22 protein-coding genes are annotated in these 20,870 nt (G+C 41.6%); 15 read left to right on the plus strand and 7 right to left on the minus strand.

Annotated features, from left to right (window positions below; translation table 11 throughout):
• Positions 1-144 precede the first annotated feature (144 nt).
• A complete protein-coding gene (locus PTQ21_RS13125) occupies positions 145-957 on the plus strand; it encodes a stalk domain-containing protein (protein ID WP_274570136.1) in 813 nt (270 codons plus the stop codon).
• Between the two features lie 58 nt (positions 958-1,015).
• Here the strand turns inward: PTQ21_RS13125 and PTQ21_RS13130 are convergent, their stop codons facing one another.
• The gene (locus PTQ21_RS13130; RefSeq protein ID WP_274570138.1) at positions 1,016-2,716 is read right to left on the minus strand and encodes a DUF4127 family protein; all 1,701 of its coding nucleotides are present in this window, start codon (positions 2,714-2,716) and stop codon (positions 1,016-1,018) included.
• 495 nt (positions 2,717-3,211) lie between these two features.
• Between PTQ21_RS13130 and PTQ21_RS13135 the strand changes: the two genes are divergently transcribed.
• Positions 3,212-3,340 (plus strand): helix-turn-helix domain-containing protein, encoded by a 129-nt coding sequence (locus tag PTQ21_RS13135; protein ID WP_256221938.1) that lies wholly within the window; start codon positions 3,212-3,214, stop codon positions 3,338-3,340.
• Entirely contained in the window at positions 3,292-3,507 is a 216-nt protein-coding gene (locus PTQ21_RS13140) for a hypothetical protein (protein WP_274570139.1), read from the plus strand. Before PTQ21_RS13135 ends, PTQ21_RS13140 begins: the two co-directional genes overlap by 49 nt.
• A 575-nt stretch (positions 3,508-4,082) precedes the next feature.
• Here the strand turns inward: PTQ21_RS13140 and PTQ21_RS13145 are convergent.
• On the minus strand, positions 4,083-4,253 hold the full coding sequence (locus PTQ21_RS13145) for a hypothetical protein (protein ID WP_274570140.1): 171 nt from the start codon (positions 4,251-4,253) through the stop codon (positions 4,083-4,085).
• A gap of 164 nt (positions 4,254-4,417) precedes the next feature.
• On the opposite strand from PTQ21_RS13145, the gene PTQ21_RS13150 reads away from it, so the two are divergent.
• The 3 genes from PTQ21_RS13150 to PTQ21_RS13160 all read left to right on the plus strand — a co-directional run bounded on the left by PTQ21_RS13150 (position 4,418) and on the right by PTQ21_RS13160 (position 5,756).
• On the plus strand, positions 4,418-4,603 hold the full coding sequence (locus PTQ21_RS13150) for an aspartyl-phosphate phosphatase Spo0E family protein (protein WP_274570141.1): 186 nt from the start codon (positions 4,418-4,420) through the stop codon (positions 4,601-4,603).
• A 36-nt stretch (positions 4,604-4,639) separates the two neighbouring features.
• Positions 4,640-4,942 (plus strand): hypothetical protein, encoded by a 303-nt coding sequence (locus PTQ21_RS13155; RefSeq protein ID WP_274570142.1) that lies wholly within the window; start codon positions 4,640-4,642, stop codon positions 4,940-4,942.
• A gap of 214 nt (positions 4,943-5,156) precedes the next feature.
• Complete coding sequence (locus PTQ21_RS13160; RefSeq protein WP_274570143.1) at positions 5,157-5,756, plus strand: hypothetical protein; 600 nt, start codon at positions 5,157-5,159, stop codon at positions 5,754-5,756.
• A 101-nt stretch (positions 5,757-5,857) separates the two neighbouring features.
• On the opposite strand, the gene PTQ21_RS13165 is transcribed toward PTQ21_RS13160, so the two are convergent.
• The 3 genes from PTQ21_RS13165 to PTQ21_RS13175 all read right to left on the minus strand — a co-directional run bounded on the left by PTQ21_RS13165 (position 5,858) and on the right by PTQ21_RS13175 (position 11,675).
• Complete coding sequence (locus PTQ21_RS13165; RefSeq protein WP_274570144.1) at positions 5,858-7,540, minus strand: type 2 periplasmic-binding domain-containing protein; 1,683 nt, start codon at positions 7,538-7,540, stop codon at positions 5,858-5,860.
• 293 nt (positions 7,541-7,833) lie between these two features.
• Positions 7,834-9,441, minus strand: a complete 1,608-nt coding sequence (locus tag PTQ21_RS13170) for a response regulator transcription factor (RefSeq protein ID WP_079696391.1) — start codon at positions 9,439-9,441, stop codon at positions 7,834-7,836.
• 425 nt (positions 9,442-9,866) lie between these two features.
• Positions 9,867-11,675 carry a sensor histidine kinase gene (locus tag PTQ21_RS13175; RefSeq protein WP_274570145.1) on the minus strand — a complete coding sequence of 603 codons (1,809 nt, stop codon included), beginning with the start codon at positions 11,673-11,675 and terminating at the stop codon, positions 9,867-9,869.
• A gap of 182 nt (positions 11,676-11,857) precedes the next feature.
• Between PTQ21_RS13175 and PTQ21_RS13180 the strand changes: the two genes are divergently transcribed.
• From PTQ21_RS13180 to PTQ21_RS13190, 3 genes are all read left to right on the plus strand, one after another.
• Positions 11,858-12,808 (plus strand): ABC transporter permease, encoded by a 951-nt coding sequence (locus PTQ21_RS13180; protein WP_274570146.1) that lies wholly within the window; start codon positions 11,858-11,860, stop codon positions 12,806-12,808.
• Between the two features lie 15 nt (positions 12,809-12,823).
• On the plus strand, positions 12,824-13,696 hold the full coding sequence (locus PTQ21_RS13185) for a carbohydrate ABC transporter permease (protein WP_079696394.1): 873 nt from the start codon (positions 12,824-12,826) through the stop codon (positions 13,694-13,696).
• Positions 13,697-13,980: 284 nt separating this feature from the next.
• Positions 13,981-14,562, plus strand: a complete 582-nt coding sequence (locus PTQ21_RS13190; RefSeq protein ID WP_079696395.1) for a hypothetical protein — start codon at positions 13,981-13,983, stop codon at positions 14,560-14,562.
• Positions 14,563-14,856: 294 nt separating this feature from the next.
• Here PTQ21_RS13190 and PTQ21_RS13195 read toward each other — a convergent pair whose 3' ends face one another.
• A complete protein-coding gene (locus PTQ21_RS13195; protein WP_274570147.1) occupies positions 14,857-15,444 on the minus strand; it encodes an NAD(P)H oxidoreductase in 588 nt (195 codons plus the stop codon).
• Between the two features lie 316 nt (positions 15,445-15,760).
• On the opposite strand from PTQ21_RS13195, the gene PTQ21_RS13200 reads away from it, so the two are divergent.
• The 5 genes from PTQ21_RS13200 (at position 15,761) to PTQ21_RS13220 (ending at position 19,935) form a co-directional block, all read left to right on the plus strand.
• The gene (locus PTQ21_RS13200; RefSeq protein ID WP_274570497.1) at positions 15,761-16,078 is read left to right on the plus strand and encodes a winged helix-turn-helix transcriptional regulator; all 318 of its coding nucleotides are present in this window, start codon (positions 15,761-15,763) and stop codon (positions 16,076-16,078) included.
• A 168-nt stretch (positions 16,079-16,246) separates the two neighbouring features.
• Positions 16,247-17,368: a hypothetical protein gene (locus PTQ21_RS13205; RefSeq protein WP_274570148.1), complete on the plus strand. Its 1,122-nt coding sequence runs from the start codon at positions 16,247-16,249 to the stop codon at positions 17,366-17,368.
• A 720-nt stretch (positions 17,369-18,088) separates the two neighbouring features.
• Positions 18,089-18,598 (plus strand): hypothetical protein, encoded by a 510-nt coding sequence (locus PTQ21_RS13210; protein WP_274570149.1) that lies wholly within the window; start codon positions 18,089-18,091, stop codon positions 18,596-18,598.
• A 163-nt stretch (positions 18,599-18,761) separates the two neighbouring features.
• Entirely contained in the window at positions 18,762-19,235 is a 474-nt protein-coding gene (locus tag PTQ21_RS13215; protein ID WP_274570150.1) for an NUDIX domain-containing protein, read from the plus strand.
• A gap of 412 nt (positions 19,236-19,647) precedes the next feature.
• Positions 19,648-19,935 (plus strand): SHOCT domain-containing protein, encoded by a 288-nt coding sequence (locus PTQ21_RS13220; protein WP_024628155.1) that lies wholly within the window; start codon positions 19,648-19,650, stop codon positions 19,933-19,935.
• Between the two features lie 108 nt (positions 19,936-20,043).
• Here the strand turns inward: PTQ21_RS13220 and PTQ21_RS13225 are convergent, their stop codons facing one another.
• Positions 20,044-20,472: a hypothetical protein gene (locus PTQ21_RS13225; protein WP_274570151.1), complete on the minus strand. Its 429-nt coding sequence runs from the start codon at positions 20,470-20,472 to the stop codon at positions 20,044-20,046.
• A gap of 143 nt (positions 20,473-20,615) precedes the next feature.
• Here PTQ21_RS13225 and PTQ21_RS13230 point away from each other — a divergent pair, with 143 nt between their 5' ends.
• Entirely contained in the window at positions 20,616-20,828 is a 213-nt protein-coding gene (locus PTQ21_RS13230) for a hypothetical protein (RefSeq protein ID WP_063564054.1), read from the plus strand.
• Positions 20,829-20,870: the final 42 nt, after the last annotated feature.

A 20,870-nucleotide genomic window follows, 5' to 3' on the forward strand; every position in this document is an offset into this window, starting at 1 on the left:
TTTTGGCGGACATGGTTAAGTTCTCGTAAGAGGTAATTTTCATATAAACTACATTAATTTGAAGTTTTATCATCCAAATAGAAACATTTTCTCTATGTATCGCGTCTAAACTTACAAATAAGCTTAATTTTAGGAGGATTACAAATGTTCAAGAAAATATCTCTTACAATGTTGGCAGCTTCTATGCTTGTCCTGCCTAACTTCAGCTCATCTAGCTTTGCTGCTGATATACCAATCACTATAGACAGTGGTATTTTAAAAAACAATCGAGTACTCATCCCGCTAAGAGCTGTTTCTGAAAACCTGGGGGCAGACGTGAAGTGGGATCAACAACAAAAAACCATTACCATTACTAAAGAAAATACAGAAATGGTTCTCACCATTAATTCAAATAAAGTAATGCTTAATCAATCGGAGATTCTATTGGATGTTCCAGCAGAACTAAATTACAATTCCACATATGTACCTGCTCGTTTTGTAAGTCAAACTTTAGGAGCAGACGTAAACTGGAATCAACAAGCGAGTCAGGCGACGATTACGTTAGATGGGAAGCAACTCCAAGTAACCATACAAAAACCACAAGTTCAAATTCCAAATGCAAAAAAAATCACGGATAAGCAAAGACAGGTATTCGTAAACAAATTAAATGAAGCAACGGATCTATCATCAATTAAGCAAATCCGAGCGACCTTCAGCCCATATTTTACGGATAAATTTATCAATGAAATCATTCGTAGCAAAGGGTTGAAATATGATTTTAAATTTACAACCGTTTATCAATCGGCCATCAGTTATACCAACACCAATACCGCCAAATTAAGCCAGTCTTCGGGTCCTGATTCTAAATATGCTCCTAATGAAACACTCTACAGAACAGCTAAGCTTGTATATACCAGTAAAGGCTGGAAAGTGGATGGGGTAGATTTCTCCTTGGTCAAAGAAGTATTGAATCCGTAACACTACTTAACAAGAATAAGACGGCTCCACATAGGAGCCGTCTTATTCTTGTTTGTTATTACTGTAGCGTTACTACAGGATTCAACGTAACTTCAAAAGCCCGTTTCCAGAGATAATCAGGATCTCCGTATGCAAGTGTTGAATTGGCATATCCTGCAAACGACCAAGTTCCTCCCGTAATTTGTCGTACATTATAAGAAGTTCCTGTACCGTTAATAAGGAAAGCACTTTTTCCGGAAAGTGTCGTTCGATGCGTTTGAATTCTGTTTCGCAATACACTTTGCAAATGTGAATAATCTGCAGGACTATTAAATAGAAGCATATTCTGATCCGCAATTGTATCAACATTAGTATATAGCGAATTCGCTCTAGAGTAGGTACGAATTTCGTCAATAGCAACCGTTTTGTAATAGTAGTCTTTTAAGAAACGTTTGAACAAGAGAGAACCGTGTGCATTTACTGCTGTGCTAAGCGCATTGAGATCTGTTTCAGTGACCAAATATGCATATCGTGCTTGTCCCATTCCTAAGGCTATACCGATCTTATTTCCTGGTGTATTCCAAGCACTGTAACCTAAGATACGTCCGGTGTGTTGACTACCCAACAGTCCTTCTGTGACCGTAGCGTTTGCTGAACCTCCTCCAACAAAATCAATTACCACGGTCGGAACGCGATTTGTACTATTAGCCACAATTCGATTGACGGCAGCTGTAACTTGAGCAGCATCTGTAACCCCAATGATTTCGACAGTTGGTGAACTGCTCACGGACTGACCGCCAACAATATCAATGTGACGAAGAATATTTTGGTGCACATCCATATATTCATACTGACTAGTAATTGTGGAACCATGAGGGCCGAAGTACTGAACTGTATACCTTGGCTTTACCCCATTAAGATATAGCTGATTTGCCATTCTGGCCATCAAGGCATGACCCAATCCATCCGCATCAGGGAGAATAATTGCTCGGTCCGGATTTTGGCCGTTTGTACCACCAAGCCAGGCATTAATACGACCCTCAACAAAATTAATCTCATTAATCTGCACCCCTTGGTTATTCGCATCATCAACTCCTACAGCTAGAAAATCAATATATCCTGCCTGTGCTAATTGCTCTAGAATGTAACGATTACTTTTAAATTTATGTTGTCTAGTGTTGTAGTACTGTTCTTTATTGAAGTTTGTAGTACTACCATATGAACCGGTAGGCGACATATTGTAACCTGCAATAATATCTGCAAACTGTGAAAAACTTCTTCTCGGCTGCAACATAAACGTACGTGATTCATTGTAAGCGGCAAAAGACAGTCCGCCTGCAAAGGCAGTTGTAGCTAGACGCATAATTGTATCTAACACATAGATTGGCTTACTCGGATAAGATTGTTTTACTAGTCGAATAACATCCAACAGATCCGTTGTGGCGCTATCGTAGGCCGGGTAAGATCCCCCAGGACTCGTACGCAATCGTCTACTAGCAATGAGACCTCCGTAGGCAAGCATATCTGAAGATATAATAAACCCGTCGACAGAGGCAGCATTATTTAAGATAAACTGACGGATATTCGACGGATTTCCGTAAGTCGGCGAAGATGTCGAGACCAGTGTGGATCCAGAAGCTGTCTTTTGGGAATCCAGACGGTTTGTAATATCACTTAAATTTGGGGTAATTACGTTAATTCCTGCTGATCTACCTAGCACGATGACATCATCCAAATTCACTGGTCTGTCATCCAACGGTACATACAATACATTCTTCATATTCCTATTCTCCCTTAGTTTGATATAGGCTCAATAACAAGGGAAGAAAGAAATGAAAAGGATCTCTTCCCCAATCCCATCTCATTTCTATTTGTTTGTGCCTTCACTTATAAGGTAGTCTGTAGCCCTAAAATACAACCTGAAATATAAAAAAACATAAATTCGTTTTTTAACCGCCTTTTTTTAGACTTCTAAAAATGAGATTTGAGATATAATCAAAAAAAGAACATTTGTTCCTTTTTAAATCTTTGAGGAACATAATCACAATTTTAGGAGGGATCACAACTGGGAGAACAACAAACAATCTACCAACGTTACAAGGAAGAACTATATCGAATTGGATGGAGAGTACAGTATCGTGCTAAAAATATTAGAAAAAGGGAGCTTCCTATATATAATGATCAAATTTTAAATACTAATTTTACTAAGCATGCGGAAAATAAAATATTCGTGGAACAGATATTAAACGATCTTCCTGAATCAGGAAAATATGTGATGATTAAGTTATACATAGAAGGTTATTCAGAAAAAGAAGTTGCGAGTCAAATGAATATAAGTCAACAGGCGGTGAACAAATGGAAGAAAAAGATGCTCAAACATTTATCAGAGACAGTGAATTTGTAAGTATTTTAGGAGCAGCAAAGGACAAAGATGCTGAATCTATTCTTCTTCTCATTGATTTATTCAAAGAAGACATCAAACATATCAGTAGATATATCCGGTTACCCGAAGAGGAAGCTGCTTCAGAAATCATTTGTGAATTCCTTGAATTTGTTTTAGATCATTCTTAGTGGTAGATATAAAGTTTTGGTCAGGCAGATTTGCATTGCATCATCAGAAGAAAATCGTTCTACGATGAGTTACAGGAAAACGTTTTTTAACCATTCATTAAACTAATGGGGCAGGACAGTTAGTTAAACATAAAGAAGAGGACACATCCCATTTAAAGGGAGAGTCCAGTTCTTTTTTTTGTACATCTAATCCTAGAATGTCATGGTATCGCACGGAGCGATTTATTTTCTAATTTAGGCAAAAGGAACGTATCATATTCAGGTAAAAAGAATGTATCATAGTAATATTGAAATTCTCGACTAATTTCCTCCCTTAGGTCGTTTAAGGCAGTGAGGGTTCGTGAATACAAAAATGTTATAGGAAATCAGCAATACAAATTTTAAGTAGGGAAGGACTCATAACTTGAATGATTCCTATGAGACCATTTCAGAATAAGTTGACTTTTTAGCATATAGGTTTATATCTTTTTATGCTATACAATAAAATAAACATTCACAATATATGAGTTTATATTTAATTAAATATTTGCAATTCATTTCCTAAATTTTTTATGGGTATAGTAGTAACTCACAAGCTATACCCAACCCTTTTCTTCCCCAAGCAAATACCCCACAGAAACCTCCAAACCCAATGTTTGCAGTCTGGCGAGGAACTCTCGTTGTTTGATGCCCTTACTTTTACGAATAGCTACGACTCGGGAGCCGATTATGTTTTTATCGCCAGGTGGTTCTTGTCTATGCTTCATTATGTACACCTCTCATTTCAACCAAATTGTATGAGAAATAATAGTTGTTTTAATGCGGATATCGAATTAAAATAAAATAAACCGATATTCGCATTAAAATTGACTGCTCACGTCTAGTCTTAACAAGACATAGTGCAGTTTAGACCCATCAGAGAGGTGGATGTATGAGCCAGTTGCTTGACTTATTGGAAGAGGAACGGCGCAAACTTAATCAGCTAGGTGAGGCATCCTTGAAGCAAGCGATTCCGTTGTGGGACAATCCCGAGGTTCAGGAACAGAGCCGAAGGGTGGATGAACTGGTGGCACGAGTGAGTGAAATGAAGGCGAGACATCACCGAGTTGTACGATGATGAGCGAGGTACATAATGCTTTGGGGAGGGGAAGCAATGGATTTTCCGCCGTGGTTGCAACAAGCGATCCAGGCAAGGTTAGATGAAGTATCTGCCAGAATCGAGCATGACCCTGAATTGAGTCGTGTACGTGAGAAAAAGGACGAAGCGTTCGAAGGATTGTTTGCTGGCAAGGATATCGAGCAGACACCTGAATATATCGAGTGGGAAAATCGTTATATTGTCAGCAAAGGCATAGAAAATGAGCGGTTGTATATGCAGGGACTACGAGATGGCATTCAACTCACAGTATCCTTGCTGGGTCAGTCGATGCTAGAGGAGACCGATACAGAGGATTGATCCACTAAGGCGGACCCATAAGTCAGGGGGAAGCTACCTCGATCTTAACTTAAAAACCGGAGTCGAAGCGTGAATCTATCGCTTCGGCTCCGGTTTTAATGCTCTACTTTTCCAAATTCCAAATTCCAAATTCTAAATTCTAAATTAAGGAAAGGAAGGCGTTAATGATGTGTTAAGCTTAAAGAAACAAAGGCAGAAGTGAGGTATGGGTTATATGAAAAAAAGATCTAAATACTTAATCTTGCTTTTTTTGTTTATTGTGATTGTATCTATTCTGTTTTATTTGAATTTCAACAAAAAAGAAGCCAATGTGCCAGTGGTTAATGGCAATATCATTCAAGTTAAAAACTTTGATCTGGATGCCAAATCAACGAATTTAAAGTCAATGACAGAAGGATCAATATTTGTTGAGGGTGAGAAGGAGCATATTGATCATATCAAAATAGTAGCACATGTAGAGATTGATCCCGCTGACTGGGGTGGTGTTGCATTTTATATCCCTGATCAATGGAGTGTCTCCAGCATCACCAGCAGTTATCCTGAACATCAATCGAAGTTGAAGCCTGCTGAGTATGTATCCACCTGGATGAATTCTTCTGATGACTCTTCATGGCGCACGATGATTGAAATTGGGAGAGAACGAAATTACACACCAAATGGCGGAGGTACTGGAACGATTGTGATCGAATTAAGTCCGGATAAAAAGGGGATGGTCCCCTCTGAGTCATTAAAGATTGGTATTGAGGTCGGATCAGAAGAAAAAAATGGAAAAAGAGTTATGGGTACGGATTCTGTTGAAGTTCCTGTATTTTAAAGTGCTGGGTTAACTAGATATAGAAAAACAAGCCGAAGCGATGGCAATGCACGCTTCGGCTCGTTTTTCTTTTATTTTGATTCGTGTTACTTCTTCAATCCTTACTTCCCACTCACCGACTTATACCAATCATTCACTTCTTGCGTGATCTGATCACCGCCATTGGATTTCCAGTTGGCTACGAATTGGTCAAATGCATCAACCGGCAGTTGGCCGTAGATGATTTTGTTGAAGGTTTCCATCTCGGACTGGCGGAGCAGGTTCCATTTGGATACCATGGTTGGTGTGGCTGCGCCAGTGAAATAGTTTTGTTTACGGATGTCGATCTGGGACATAACGACTTTACCTGCATACCAGTTTTCCGGTTTACGGAATTCGGCCATTTGTTTCTCGTAAGGTGTTTCAGGCTTCTCGCCGTTGGCCAGCTTCACGAGTGTTTTCATGTACAGATCCGGAATACGAGCCGGGCCAGTCAGGAACGGGAACTCGTTGGAGAAGTCTTTGATCTTCTCTTTGTCACTGGTCGGTTGTCCGTCAATGATATCCCAGTCGTAACCTTTGGCGAAGCCGTATTCATACTCACTGCCCGCAGTCGGGTTAGCCAGGTTATCGAGCAAGTAGTTGTAGTACAGGAAGATGGCTTCTGGATGCTTCGCATCCTTGTTAATCATGATACTTGCGTTGACGCCAGAATTCTGCCACTTCGTACCGATCTTGCCGTCTGGGCCAGCCGGAACAGGGTAAGCTTTATATTTTGAGCCAGGTACGTTCTTCAGCAGGTCAGGTGCCGGCCAGTCGGGTACCCAGTTTGCGCCAGGCAGAATGCCCGCTGCGCCTTTTGTCCAGCTTTCTGATGCTTTACGTTCATCCCACAGGGCGGAGTCGGTATGGATATAACCTTTGTTCATCCATTCAGCCAGCTTGGCAAGGGCTTGTTTCGCACCCGGGTTAACGGAGCCGTACTCCAGATTGCCGTTTGCGTCTTTGTTCCATTGCTCCTCGATTGTGCCGTATGCACCGAACAACCAGTCAAGCTGCCCCATCCAGGTGTTGGTGTTATTTTTCAGCGAGATCGCGAGCGGGAATACTTTGTCTGGAGACAGACCGTCCGGGTTCTCGTTTTTGAATTTGTCCATGATGTTCTCAAGGTCTGCAATGGTTTTCGGAGCTTCCAGGTTCAGCTTCTCCATCCAGTCCTCACGTAGCCAGAGCAGCGTATCGTCGTTATCCGTATACTCCATGATCGGCATGTTGTATTTCTTGCCATCCTTGGTGAATGGATACCACAGTTCAGGATGTGCTGCTGCATGATCTTTCAGGGTCTGACTCGCGTACTTGTCGAACAACTCATCAATGGCGATGAATTGACCGGAGTCGATCAACTGATTGGTCAATACCGCATTGGTCGGTACGGACACGAAATCAGGCAGCTTCTCGCCAGAGGCGATAGCCAGTTGCAGCTTTTGTCTGTATTGATCGTCATTGGCCGGATACCAGGTATCTTTATGCTTCATACCCAGCGTTTCCAGCATCCAGCGATCGTGAACGTTATTTTCTTTGGTGTCCCCTTGCACGTATTTCTTCGGCATCAATACCGAACTGAATTCGATTGGTGGGTCGTATTTTCCTTTGGCAAAAGCAGCTTCTGCTTCAGCTGAACCGACGGTCGCCGGTGTATCATCTTTGGTACCATTGTCACTGGCTGTATCGCCACTGCCGCACGCAGTGATCGTGATAAGTGCGATAACCATGAGCAGTGACCACCATGTTTTGAATTTGATCATTGTTCAATCCCCCTACGATGTATGATCTTTACAAGTGTAACTGTACCAATTTGGGTGGGAGGGCATCTATATGAGTTTGTTAGTTTCGATAGGACTCTATTAGTGAATGTTCAAAAAGATTGGTTTTCAGTACCGAGAAGATGGGATAAAGCTAGAAATGGAGTAGCGGAGCGTAGGATGACTACGTGAGCAACGGACATTTCGGCTGAATCCCATCTTCGATGTTGATCATGCCGGTAGGCATGATTCGTAATCAAAAGCGAACTTTTTGAACAACCTCTAAATTATGTTATTTAATGTTGGTCTCGGTACTCTTGCGGCGTGACGCCAAACTGGCGCTTGAACACTTTGATAAAATAAGCCGGGTCCATATATCCAATCTCCATGCTGATTTCATATACTTTTTTGGTGGTCGTAACCAGCTTGTGACAGGCCCGATCCATGCGCAGGCGCGAGATATAATCACTGATGCCTTCACCCGTTTCGATCTTATAGATCTTGGACAAATGGGTTGGATGCAGATTAACATGATCGGCCAGTACACGCAAAGAAACATCCAGATGCAGGTTTTTATCTGTAAAATCCTGAATCTTCTTCACATACTCGGAACGGATGTCCTTGATCTCGTTGGACGTGCCTTCCTTGAGTTTGCTGAGTACACTAAGCGACCATTTGCGCAGTTTACTGATCGTGGTAAAAGCTTCTCCGCTCTGCAACCACTCGATATCGTCACCCATTAAATTGGCCAAAGTTAGCTTGTTACGGTGTGCGAGATTGGTGAACGAAGCCGTAATTAGAAATCCAGCCTCCATACAATGCTCCCACGATTCCGACCATTTCTCATCCAGCTCCGCACAGACGGCTAGTATTTTTTCTTCTGCCGTATCCCATTGACCACTCTCTAACAGATGAATGAAAGTGGGCGGGGTATACAGGACATCCAGCGGGCCTTGTGCCGACGGAGTCTCCACATTACTGACCCTCATCACGAATTCACGCTCGTCCCCGACAATTTGCCGGAAATAAGCGGAGGCCTGCCGAAAACGATCATATAGCTGATCTGGAAACGCGAACCATTCGGTAATGACGATGGAAAGGGAACCCTTCAGAAACTGCTTAACTTTGGACTGAAGCTGTACAGAAAGCTTCTCCAGTATGGTTTCTTTGCCAATGTCGGTGTCGTTCACTTTCAGTTGAAGCAGAAACACCAGATATCCATGCTCCTCCTTCACGCCCCACACTTCCATAAACTCACCCATAATTTCTTCCGCCATATTGATGACCGCATATTCAAGCAAGGTTTGATCATTGTTGTCGTATTGCCCGAATTCTTCTTCCATACGTACAAGCATTAATGCGCAATCCCCGGCGTGGAAGGGCAGATCGTAATTTGCAAGTTTCCGTGCCCACTCGCTGGAGGCAATTCGATGTCCCTGCAAAGCCTCAAGCAGCAGTCGACCCCGCAAATGTGGCAGGTTCTCCCGCAGGGTAAACTGGGTACGTTTCAGTGAACTTACGAGTTCCCATTCGGTATTTAATTGATCGATGGCCTTCTGAACGGCTCCCATCAATTCATCGTCTGTTGGCGGCTTCAGCAAGTAATCGACGGCCTCGAACTGGATTGCTTTTTTGGCGTAATCGAATTCGGAATGTCCCGATAAAAGAATACACTTTATTTTTTTGTCACGGACTCTGATCCGTTCGATCAGTTCAATACCTGTCATTTCGGGCATTTGAATATCCGAGATTACAATATCTATAGGGTGCGTATCGATCAGTTGAAGTGCTTCGTGTGCCGAGTATGCTTTGTGCACCTGTTCGATCCCCAGCGTATGCCAGGGTTTGGTCATGGACAGGTTATCTACCCAGTGTGCTTCATCGTCTACGATGATCATTTGCATGTTGTATTGTCTCCCTTGGTGGTTGGTATATAAGGCCAATAATTAAAATCAAAGGATACGTGAATTGAACAAAGTCGCTACGGATTTGAAGGGTTCTTTCGATCGCTGTTCAAGCCCCATTTTCTGAATTAGATGATTATAAGGTTAAAATGGTGCTTGAAAGGCGAACACTTCGTTTCTACAGAATCCCTTCAATCCTTCGCTTGGTTCACATGTACTCTAACCATTTATTTTAAACAAGGCCTTATATAAAGGTGGAATTGTAATAATGGCGGAGCCTATGCCCCTATTCATCCTTCTTTCAAAAAAGGCTTTAATGCGGGTACTTCCGAACACTTCGTTTCTTCAGGTTTTTTCTGTCCTCTGCGTTCACGTGTAAATGGTTCGTTCAAAATTATATAGTCAAATTATCGTTAGTATCGATATCAATTATTATCGGTATTTCCTTTATCGGAATCAGTATCCTCTTTCGGGATCTCCCAGACCATCTCGGTTCGGAATCCGCCGAGAGGGGATGGGCCGAATAGAAGGTAGGATTGATTACCGAATAAATGCATGATTCGCTGATTCGTGTTCCAGAGGCCACAGCCCATTTCCTCCTGCAGCGGCTGCTGCATTTTCAGATTCAACGCCTCCAACAGATCCGGGCTCAAGCCGGGTCCGTCGTCATCGATGTAAATTTTACAGAACCCGTTCGAGCTCTCGCCCGTAATTCGAATTTCGCCGGATGAATACGACTTCGCCACGCCATGAATGACGGAATTCTCCACAATGGGTTGAAGCATTAATCGTGGTACCGACTGGGCTAGCATATCCTCAGGGATGTCGATATGGTATTCAATTCTGCCATTACGCAGCTTCTGGATATCCAAATAGTTGACGAGCAGATTGATTTCTTCTTTTAGAGAAGATGTCTCCCGCTCCACTCGTGTCGTATAACGATAGTAGGCACTGAGGTTATGCGCCATAGAGACGACGGCTTGCTCGTCCTTCATCTGGGCCATGTTGATGATATAGCCAAGACAGTTATATAGAAAATGAGGATTAATCTGCGCCTGTAACTGTTTCAGCGTAGCTTCCTTAGCCCTGATTTTTTCCTGGAACACGTTCTCGATCAGGTCTTGAATCTGATGTGACATATCATTGAATCGATGGAACAAAAATGAGAATTCATTCTGATCCTTGCTATGCAAACGGACGGAATAATCTCCGCGCTGCACGCGGCGTAAGCCCTGGATCAGCTTTTTGATCGGATATTGAATGTTTCGATATAACAGGATCGAAGCGGAAATGCCCACCACAAACAGCAAAATCATAAAGAGATAGAACATGTTCCGACTGAGCGAGATCGGCTGCAGAATCTGATAGAGTGGAACCACGTCGACCAAATGCCAATCCAGATAGGACGATTTCACCGAGCTCACCAGGTACTTTTTCCCGTTCAGCTTGACGACATCCTGTGTGGTATCCTCTGACGAGTGTTCATCCAGATAACGAATGAGTTCTTCCGATAGCTGCTTGTCTGCACTACGGTTCAGAATGGGCGAATTTCCTTTGTGATAAAAGAAGGGATCACCTTGTCCACCTTCCTTATACGTATCCAGCATGTTCTGAATATTCTCATAACTGAAGCTGGCTTCAATCACCAGATTGCTTCCCGTCAACATGCCCGGCTGGGCCAAGGAATCCGTAAAGAACCAGTAAAAGGATTTCAGATCCTCTTTGGACTCAGCACCATCACCGTATGTCCATTGTCCGCTCATATTTCTTTTCAGGTAATCCTCATCATACCCGGTTGTTCTATTATAGTTGGCAATGACATCTTGATTCTGTTGTGAATGCACAGCGTATCGAGTAGGCCATATATCGGTAACACCGGATTGAAGCATCAGCTTTTCCTGAATGACATATCGGGTCTGCATCTTGTCATATCGATCATTCCATATGTTCAAGCCATTAAATGCTCTGACATTGGGATCTCTCGAAAGAATAAGACTGAAATCCATCATCTGATTAATACGGGAATCGATCTGACTGGATAAAAACGTAAGCTGCTTCGTATTGGAGACCTGTAGCTCTTTGCTTACAACATCATAAGTGACGTTGTTGGAGTAAGTATTCATGATAATAATGGGGATGAACATGACCACAATTAAACAGTTTATTTTGGCAAACAAACTAAACCGGGATCTAGACGTTCTTCCAAATGATATAAAGCGCTTCCATATATTCATAAATGTCTCCTTCAAATTCGTGTGTAAACAACCTCTTCAAATGATGTTCCTAACAAAACACTATCAAGCCTAACAATGTTATATAGTCAGACCTGAGAAATGCCTGATACTATTTATAGCAGAGATCCCCATTACACACAAAAACTTTTTTTTGGGAACAGGAGCGCGCTATGGAGGCTAATATGGAAGCTAACCGTGTACCTCAGGCGGACATTGGGAGCAAGCCGAACAGAAAAACAAAAAAACGCTATAAACAACCATGGATTCTGCACTTGATGGTGTTGCCGGCGGCCATTATGGTCTTTATTTTTTCGTATATTCCGATGTCCGGGATTCTTATGGCATTTCAAGACTATAAACCTGCACTTGGTTTTTTCGATTCCGAATGGGTCGGACTGAAGCATTTCAGATACATGTGGGAAAATGATTATTTCCTGCAAATTACGTGGAATACGCTGTTTTTTGCCTGTTCCAAGATCATCATGAACCTAATTATTCCGTTTGTCTTCGCCTTGTTGCTTAATGAGGTACGGAAGATTGCACTGAAAAGAACGATTCAAACGCTCGTATATTTGCCGCACTTTTTGTCTTGGGTTACACTGTCAGGCATTCTGATCGACATTCTAGCGCAGACGGGTATTATCAATCAGTTCTTAGTCTCCGTATTCGGTATTAAGCCAATATTCTTTCTGGGGGATGGCAGCTGGTTCCGGTTTACGATTATTGCGAGTGATGTCTGGAAAGAGTTTGGATTCAATACGATCATCTTCCTCGCGGCACTGTCTGGCATTAACCCTGCACTGTATGAAGCAGCTGAAGTGGATGGGGCGGGACGGTGGAAGCAAACGATGTATATTACCATCCCGGCACTTATTCCGATTGGGATCGTCATTGCAACCCTGGCACTGGGTAATGTGCTCAACGCCAACTTTGACCAGATCTTTAACTTATATAGTCCATTGATTTATCAGCAAGGTGATATTATAGATACGTTTGTGTATAGAGAAGGTCTGTTAAGTGGGCAGTTCAGTTTCGCTACCGCCGTGAATCTGTTCAAGTCGGTCATTAGTTTGATCCTGATTGTGATCTCCTACCGACTGGCTTACCGATTCGCCGGATACCGAATTTTCTAGAAAGGATGAAGAGCCATGTATCATAAAACGATGCCTTACCGCATATTCAGCATATTCAACAATGTGTTACTGACCATCCTTTCGCTGCTCTGCTTGCTGCCGTTGTATCACTTGCTCATGGTATCACTGAGCGCATCTGCTCCTGCCAATGCTGGACTGGTGACGTTCTGGCCGATTGGTTTTACACTGGAGGCGTATGCCAAGACGTTTGTCAATACCAATTTCCTCTCCTCCTTGTGGGTGTCCATACAGCGGACGGTACTTGGAACGGGGCTTGCGTTAATCGTGAATACGATTGCAGCCTATGCGCTCTCCAAGGAGACGCGGGTGTTCCGTGCACGCAACATCTATCTGTGGTATTTTGTCATCACGATGCTGTTCAGTGGTGGCCTCATTCCGGGGTATATCCTGATTCTGAAGCTGGGATTGATGAATACATTACTCGCCTTGATCCTGCCGGGATTGGTTGCGGTGTTCAACATTATTCTGCTGCTGAATTTCTTCCGTACTGTACCGAAGGATCTGGAGGAAGCTGCATTTATTGATGGGGCAGGGCACTTGCAGACATTTATCAAAATCTATCTGCCCGTCTCCGTACCTGTCATTGCAACGGTTTCCCTCTTCATGATGGTCGGACATTGGAACTCGTACTTTGACGGGATTATCTACATCCGTGATGCAGAAAAGCTGCCATTGGCAACATTTATGCAGACGATCATCGTCCAGGCTGATATGTCGAAGCTCGACCCGGAAGTGGTTGCAAACCTATCCCAACGGACCATACGGGCTTCGCAGATCTTTATCAGCGCACTGCCGATCCTGCTTGTGTATCCGTTCCTGCAACGTTATTTTGTAACGGGGATCGTAGTTGGTGCTGTGAAGGAGTAGAGTCGAGTAGTGGTACGAATAGGTGTGGAAAAGGAGCTGCTGAACTGGTGGAAGGCCAGGGAGGTGGCTTCTTTTTTTGCGTGGATAAAGAATTGCACATATGTAGTGAATTACCTTTATTTGAATAAAATGGTATGATAGAAACAATGAAATAGATATCCTTTTTCATTTATATAGAGTTGTGTACGAAGTGCAGAAGTTATGATGGTTACCCTTAAAAATTTTCCAAATAATAGATTATCCCAACGTAGATCTCATGCTTTTGCGTGAAAGGAGAAATATCAATGATTCAAAACCATAACTCATGGTCTGTTTGTATATCCAGTGATTTTGAATTGAACTTTATGATCTATGTAGCGAGTACGTATGGCCTTCTTAAAGAGGACATCAATGAGAATATTCTATGGCCATCCCGGCAAATGGTAGAATCAGATGAACTTCATCAAAAACTTGAAATACAATGGAAATGGTTCTGGGATCGCAGCATTAACCAAAAGGCGCATAAAAATAATCATCATGTATCATTTGTGCTAGGACTGCCCGACTTTGAGTTAGTTGAACAACATGAATTAAGGGAGGTATTGGTTCATTTATGGCCATCCTTTAGGCAGTGGTGGTACATGCCAGCGGGCGGGCAAGCTGCAATGAATTACTGGGAAGGAACACCTAACCTTATACGTTATGTTCAAGAATTTGAAGATGAAGTGGGTAGAAAAATTAAACCGTTTCACTTGAATATGGATTTAATCTATAACGGTCCCAATGAGCCGATTGAAGTAACGGAAGAATACATTATTATGCCAATCAAAATTGAATATTTAATGAAGAGGGATTGGTGGATCAGTAGATTTAAAGAACGATATTAAGAACGTAAACATAACTCTGGAGTTGATGGATTACGCACATACAACCTATCTGAGTAACCATGGCATCATCGATCTTAGCATGCTGGTGAAGTTTCTTCTTTCGACAGTAAAATAATGAATGACACAAATGTAGGGTCGCTCTTCGGAGCGACCCTACATTTGTGTTTTAAAGGGTAGTTGTTCTTAAACTCGAGAGATTAGCGTGATGGTTAACGTGATTTATTTTCACAAAAAAGGCTTCAAGCCACCGAACTTACAACAAAACTTCAGACCTCATATAGGGGAGTAATACCGTTATGGAGTCGGGATAGCGTTATCATAATTTAGTCCCAACTGATACGCCTGTTTCAGAAGTGCCTCATAATGCTCAGGCTGCGCATCCAACGTTTCATATAAAAATTCAACGCTCGACTGGGGCACGCCGCAGTAATTGGCAATACCCACATTGAGCAGATTCGTGATTGATTCATCATAGTTTCGCTTCTGCATCTGTTCTTCCGTCACGCCCGCAAGAGCAATCCATAACATCTGCTGATGATGAAGCTTGTTCGAGCCGTAGGCAAACCCGTTGTTCATGACACGATCCACATACCCTTTCAGCATGGCTGGCAGATGCCACCACCAGAGAGGAAACACAAAAGCGACAGCATCGTGCTTCTTCAATCGCTCGATCTCCGCTTCTATCTCAGGGGAGAAAACCTGATGTTCCTTGGTAAAGTCAGGTTCATCTATGCCTTGGAGAACAGGGTTGAAGCCAATGCCATGCAAATCCAATATCTCAAAATCGTGACCAGCCTCGGCAAGGCCCTGCACGAAATGCTCGGTAACCTGGAAGGTCAGGGAATCTTTTCTCGAATGCGACACAACGACTAATACATTCATCTTATCTTTCACTACCTTTCTGCATTGCTGTCTTGTAGCCATGAATCGCTGGCTGATGCTATTATAAACAGGTATGAAAACATCTGGAAGTACGCACTTTGATGTTCTATAGGAAGAATGATGTGCCATAGGAACATCAAAGTACCCTGAATCACTGCCTCGAAATGGAGTTCAAATAACGAAACGAAGAGAAGTAAGAGGGTTATGATTTTACCTCGGCAACAGCTTGATGAAGGAGGGATAAAAGTTGACGGAACATGGAAAAACGAGCACTCCAAAGAAATATAAAGTCGGCGTGGAGGCGGCCTTGGAAGTGATGGGCGGGAAGTGGAAGCCTTTGATTATTTATCATTTGATGACCGGACGGAAACGCACGTCGGAGCTTCGAAGATTGATACCGGACATTACGCAGAAGATGCTGACAACACAGCTCAGAGGTCTGGAAAAGGACGAGATTGTACAGCGCAAGGTATATTCGGAGGTACCTCCCAAAGTGGAATATGAGTTGACGGACTACGGCTGGGGACTCAAGCCCGCCCTGGACCATTTATGTTATTGGGGAGAAGAGCACCTTGAAAAGGTTCACGGGGATAAGTTCAAGGTGTTGGAGGAGTTTGACTCTCCAGAGTATTGAAGAGGCGAACCTGGTCCAGTTAAATAAAGGATCATCGCGTAATCGCAAATGTTGGTGATTTGTGATTGAAATGAGCCGGAGAAAAAAGGGGGTGAGAAGTTGAATGTATTAAAAGTAATATAAAAAATTAGAAATTCGTAGATTCTTTAATGGAGAGGTGTGAGTAGTATGATTAACAATGAATATTATGTAAAGCTTAATCAAGATGCACAAGAACATTATCAGTTCTACAAACAACAAGCAGAAGCACTGGTAGATAGAAGAGAATATACGACCAGTAAACGTTATGACATTTCGCCGTATTGGTATGCGCGCCAAGGTGAAATTCCTGGAGATATCTCAGATGAAGAGACGGATACATATTATGAGTTTGATGAAGAAGGCAGAATACGAATTTTGGCCTGCGACGATTTAATTGATGGCTACACCTACGTTACATATGCAGATGGTGTAATAACGACAAGAACGTATGTCGATGGCGAATTAGACTCAGTCAAGGAATATCTGACACAAGACGGGTTAGTCTGTCGGTCAGTGGAGTATTTTACTCGATTCAATAAATTAGAGTATGAAGACTATATCTATGAAGGCAACAGACTTGTGGAAGTATACCAACCTCAATACGAAAATAATGATTATTTTGTTCACCTTCTTCGAACGTATTTCGAATATGATGAGCAAGGTGTTCTCCTGCGTGTGTTAGATGGGACCCAAGGTGTGATCTACGTGCTGATGTCATCCGAAGAAGTCTTCGTGCTCCGGGAATCTGTGAAAAAAGGACTCATTCTGGCCTTGAAAGAAATTGTTGGTGCTCTTTGTGAGAAACAATCAAACAAAACATATTGTTTTCTCTCAATTTACTTACATGATGAAGTTCATACGGTTTATTCACCTATTTTTCACCCAGGCTGGCAAGAGGTAAGGGAAGAGCAAATAGAAGAAAAAGATGAGGACGAAGATTATTATTACAGGATCTGGAGTTCAGGTGAGCATCCTGTGAACGATCAACAAGAACTTATGGATCATGATTTAATTCAGAAGCTTAGAACTCTTATTATGTATTGGCGTAGCATCGGTGATTGGTGGGAGGAAGGCATGAGCTTGTGGAAGGAAGTCGCGTATGACCTCAATGAAACGACGAATTGGTCTGCTTACTCAGGACTTACGGAAAACTTTGTTGTGTTCGTCGAATGGAAGGCAATGGATGTGATGAATGGAGATTTGCAAGAAAGCATCCCTTCAGCCAAGTTAGAAGTTTTACAATCAGAAGGCATAGCGCCACGAATTTAAGATATCAATAAGTGATTTGGGAGGGATAGCTTATCAAATATAAGACTACATATCCACGGGCCAAGTGGAATTTAATCGTTATGCTGATTCTTGAATGTTTTTTTTTCAGGAATTATTCCGTTAGTCAAGGCGGTATTTCCAGGTTCATAATAATATTTTTGATGATCTATACTTTCATCTATATCATCATCCTTATCAAACGTTTATTTTTCACCAAACCAAGCATTACTCTGGGAAGCGATTATGTGATATCTACGAAAAACCAGAAATATGAAGCATCTCAAATTGACTGCATCTATATGAATTACAAGCGGATTGGTTTCAAACTTCATGGTCGGCGATTAGTTCCTATGGATTTATGTTTTTACTTTGATAGTAGCCAAGAGATAGAGGGTTTAAAGCACTTAAATGAATGGGCAGAACATAATAAAAAACAAGTAAAACAGAAGTTCTTTCAAACATTAATGTAGTCTTCTACGTTGGTTAGAGCATCTAGAAGGATTCGTCGAGATAGGAGACACTCATGAAATTCCGAACAAAAGAATGGTATGAGACGTGTCAGCGTACTGGACTTCATTTTGGGATGAGGATACATAGGGGGGCTTACGAATTGGACGAAGCTCTTTTTCTGAGGCTGTATAAAGGGATGGATAAGTAAAATGGTTCTAGCAAGGTTAAGTGGCTTAACTAAGATATGAATTAGAGGCGGTTGGTTCTTTCATGCAAACAATGATACGTTCTAAAATGGTTTGGTGGATGGCATTCATTATAATTTTGATTCTTGCGATAGGTATGGGGATGAACGTATTTCGGCAATACGGGGCAAACACATTCAGTCATACTGCGGTTCCTGTTGTTTATTCAACTGCATTTCTGGTTTTTCTAATAATACTAGGTGCAGTGTTAGGCTTTCGTATTAAACCTGACTCAGGTCTAGGAATAATGCTCAAGGGATGGTCCATGGTTCATCTTGTAATTCTTTTTATTTTGGTGCTCTTGGGAGTTGTGTGGGAGATCTTTTGGGTATTAGCCTTTGCATCATTGATCTTCATGCCCATTAACCTTATCGGAGAAGGAATATCTTTAGGGTATCAGATCCATATTCTCATCATCACAGGAAATAAGGGGAGTGATTTGAAAGAGATTTGGTTCGCCTTGATTTTAAATGTGCTCATCCTCACCATCGCACTCATAGAATTATCAAAGAAAGCAATTCCGTCCTTTTTTTAGACTTTGGATATGGAGCGTTAGAGTATGGAAAAAAGACTCTTTGAAGATTGATAGAGAAGATGGTGTTGTGATTTGGAGAGATTTCTTATTGAATGACAAGGAACTAGATGCTACCTATGGTACAGCGGGAATTCATTAACTGAAAGAAGGAGGTATACTCTACATGGGCATGTCTGATTATTATAAAAACCTTAGGGAAAAGATCGGAAACGAGCTGATTTTTATGCCAGGTGTGGCTGGGGTTATCCGAAATGAACAAGGAGAGATCTTGTTCGGTCGTAAACATAATGAAACCAACTGGGGCTTAATTGCTGGGGCAATCGAGCTCGGTGAGACACCTGCTCAAGCGATGATAAGAGAAGCATGGGAAGAGACAGGACTTATCATAGAACCGGAGAAAGTGATAGGGATTTATGGTGGTGAAGAGCAGCGGTTTACATACAGTAATGGTCACCAAGTTGAATATTTAACGATCGTATTTGAATGCAGTATCAAGTCTGGACAACTGGCATCCGATAATGAAGAGATAAAGGATCTGCAATTTTTCCCCGAGAATGAGCTTCCACCTATTGCAAACAAGTATCCAGATTATATTTTTAGTTCTAACCAAGAGGAAAGGGCGCATTTTATTAAATAGTCTCAATTATTAAAAGGAGGAGTGGGCGTGAGAAGCTCCAGGTTTACACCGTATTTAAGTTTCATTGGTTTAGGATTAATTATTATGACTTTGGCCATAAATCTTATTTTTCATTATGGAAGGGGATTGGATGAAGGTTCCCTTATGCTTTTGTCGGTTGCCAATGCCGCGTCATTGTTTTTCACTTTAGTATGGGGATTGTTTGGGCTTATTGAGTTGTATTTAATATTGAATTCGAATAAGAAACTTAAATCCGGATTGGATACTGGGAATATTAGTAAAGAAGAGTGCATAAAGCCAAAAATCTAAAATTCTGTTTGTTGTAAATATAAGTTATCTGGTTATGCTTTTAATTCAACTTGCATATGTCATTATGAATTGGGACGAGGTCGATGTTTAGGAGGAATTATAATTGAAAGCATTGTCGATCATTGGTATTGTGTTATTTACATTAACGTTTTTTATGATATTCGGATTAGGGCCAGAAGATCCTGATGGCGCAGCAATCTTCGGACTTTTCAGTATGCTGTACGCCATACCTTTTTCAATTGTAGTTTTGGTTAGAGCAAATAAATTAAAAAAGCCACGTGTAAATGTTCACGAACAGCTTCTGCAATTAGGTGAGTTGAGAGAAAAAAATATCATTACTGAGTTTGAGTTTGAACAAAAGAAAGAGAAGCTGTTCTCTAAAATTAAGTAGTTCAGAGACAACTACATACCATAATGGAGGCCCACCTAAGATAATAGTTATCGGGGGAGGCCTCCATTATTAATAATATCTTCGTAAATTAAATGATCTAAATCGACCTTACTCGTTCGTAATATTTAACGTTTCATCGGTAATGGTCTTACCATCACTCCCCAATGCCTGAACAATCACATGGTGATGCAAAGACTTACCCGCAATATTCCACGTTATCTTCCAACCATCGTTCCCATTGGTATCATATCCGATCAATTCTCGTTCTCCCCAAGTCTCAGTTCCTGTTGGAACGGTCCAGAAAAGAAGTGTTTCCGCGTTGGTCGCCTCTACTGTGACATTTAACTCTGTGCTATCTGTAGGAATTATAATCCAACCTTCTTTTTCGGGAAAGTTAGTCTCAACATTTGCAATCATGGGCATAGCCTCATTTCTTGGGATAACCTCAGTGTCATGATTTTCAGTAGGAACTTCTGAAGCGCAGGCTGTGAGAAGAAGGAAGAGCAGAAGAATCGGGAAAAATGCTATATTTGTCATGATGATTACCTCTTTCTATATAGTGGTATTCACAAATCCTCCAGAGTAATTCCCTCGCACTTGGTTTGACAATACGTTATATGCATGTAAACATAACAGTTAATCAATTACAGTTTAATATAAGTAAGGAGTTGTGAATCAGGATGGAACTCTTTGGAGCTTTTATAGCGTTGATTCTATGTTTTATTGTGTTTCTTATCGTTGCTGCAGTTATACGTTATGCGATAGATTCTTCAAAAACATCGAAAAGACTTGAGGATCTAATAAAAGAAGTACACTATTTGAGAACTGAAATTAAAAAACAAAATAACAATAAACAAGGCGATAATAAATATATTATTGACGAGAAAGTATAGTATAGGTGCCTATTCAAGAAGCAATACCTTGCATCATGCAGG

It is taken from the genome of Paenibacillus marchantiae (genome assembly GCF_028771845.1).
In the GTDB taxonomy this organism is placed as follows: domain Bacteria; phylum Bacillota; class Bacilli; order Paenibacillales; family Paenibacillaceae; genus Paenibacillus; species Paenibacillus marchantiae.

Excerpts from the sequence above, each read along its gene's own strand:
- PTQ21_RS13165 (WP_274570144.1), bottom strand. The coding sequence starts at position 7,540 with ATGATCAAATTCAAAACATGGTGGTCACTGCTCATGGTTATCGCACTT.
- PTQ21_RS13190 (WP_079696395.1), top strand. The coding sequence starts at position 13,981 with ATGATTCAAAACCATAACTCATGGTCTGTTTGTATATCCAGTGATTTT.
- PTQ21_RS13135 (WP_256221938.1), top strand. The coding sequence starts at position 3,212 with ATGATTAAGTTATACATAGAAGGTTATTCAGAAAAAGAAGTTGCGAGT.
- PTQ21_RS13200 (WP_274570497.1), top strand. The coding sequence starts at position 15,761 with ATGGGCGGGAAGTGGAAGCCTTTGATTATTTATCATTTGATGACCGGA.
- PTQ21_RS13150 (WP_274570141.1), top strand. The coding sequence starts at position 4,418 with ATGAGCCAGTTGCTTGACTTATTGGAAGAGGAACGGCGCAAACTTAAT.
- PTQ21_RS13145 (WP_274570140.1), bottom strand. The coding sequence starts at position 4,253 with ATGAAGCATAGACAAGAACCACCTGGCGATAAAAACATAATCGGCTCC.
- PTQ21_RS13130 (WP_274570138.1), bottom strand. The coding sequence starts at position 2,716 with ATGAAGAATGTATTGTATGTACCGTTGGATGACAGACCAGTGAATTTG.
- PTQ21_RS13225 (WP_274570151.1), bottom strand. The coding sequence starts at position 20,472 with ATGACAAATATAGCATTTTTCCCGATTCTTCTGCTCTTCCTTCTTCTC.
- PTQ21_RS13175 (WP_274570145.1), bottom strand. The coding sequence starts at position 11,675 with ATGAATATATGGAAGCGCTTTATATCATTTGGAAGAACGTCTAGATCC.
- PTQ21_RS13125 (WP_274570136.1), top strand. The coding sequence starts at position 145 with ATGTTCAAGAAAATATCTCTTACAATGTTGGCAGCTTCTATGCTTGTC.
- PTQ21_RS13230 (WP_063564054.1), top strand. The coding sequence starts at position 20,616 with ATGGAACTCTTTGGAGCTTTTATAGCGTTGATTCTATGTTTTATTGTG.
- PTQ21_RS13170 (WP_079696391.1), bottom strand. The coding sequence starts at position 9,441 with ATGCAAATGATCATCGTAGACGATGAAGCACACTGGGTAGATAACCTG.
- PTQ21_RS13155 (WP_274570142.1), top strand. The coding sequence starts at position 4,640 with ATGGATTTTCCGCCGTGGTTGCAACAAGCGATCCAGGCAAGGTTAGAT.
- PTQ21_RS13140 (WP_274570139.1), top strand. The coding sequence starts at position 3,292 with ATGGAAGAAAAAGATGCTCAAACATTTATCAGAGACAGTGAATTTGTA.
- PTQ21_RS13215 (WP_274570150.1), top strand. The coding sequence starts at position 18,762 with ATGGGCATGTCTGATTATTATAAAAACCTTAGGGAAAAGATCGGAAAC.
- PTQ21_RS13180 (WP_274570146.1), top strand. The coding sequence starts at position 11,858 with ATGGAAGCTAACCGTGTACCTCAGGCGGACATTGGGAGCAAGCCGAAC.
- PTQ21_RS13195 (WP_274570147.1), bottom strand. The coding sequence starts at position 15,444 with ATGAATGTATTAGTCGTTGTGTCGCATTCGAGAAAAGATTCCCTGACC.
- PTQ21_RS13210 (WP_274570149.1), top strand. The coding sequence starts at position 18,089 with ATGCAAACAATGATACGTTCTAAAATGGTTTGGTGGATGGCATTCATT.
- PTQ21_RS13185 (WP_079696394.1), top strand. The coding sequence starts at position 12,824 with ATGTATCATAAAACGATGCCTTACCGCATATTCAGCATATTCAACAAT.
- PTQ21_RS13160 (WP_274570143.1), top strand. The coding sequence starts at position 5,157 with ATGAAAAAAAGATCTAAATACTTAATCTTGCTTTTTTTGTTTATTGTG.
- PTQ21_RS13205 (WP_274570148.1), top strand. The coding sequence starts at position 16,247 with ATGATTAACAATGAATATTATGTAAAGCTTAATCAAGATGCACAAGAA.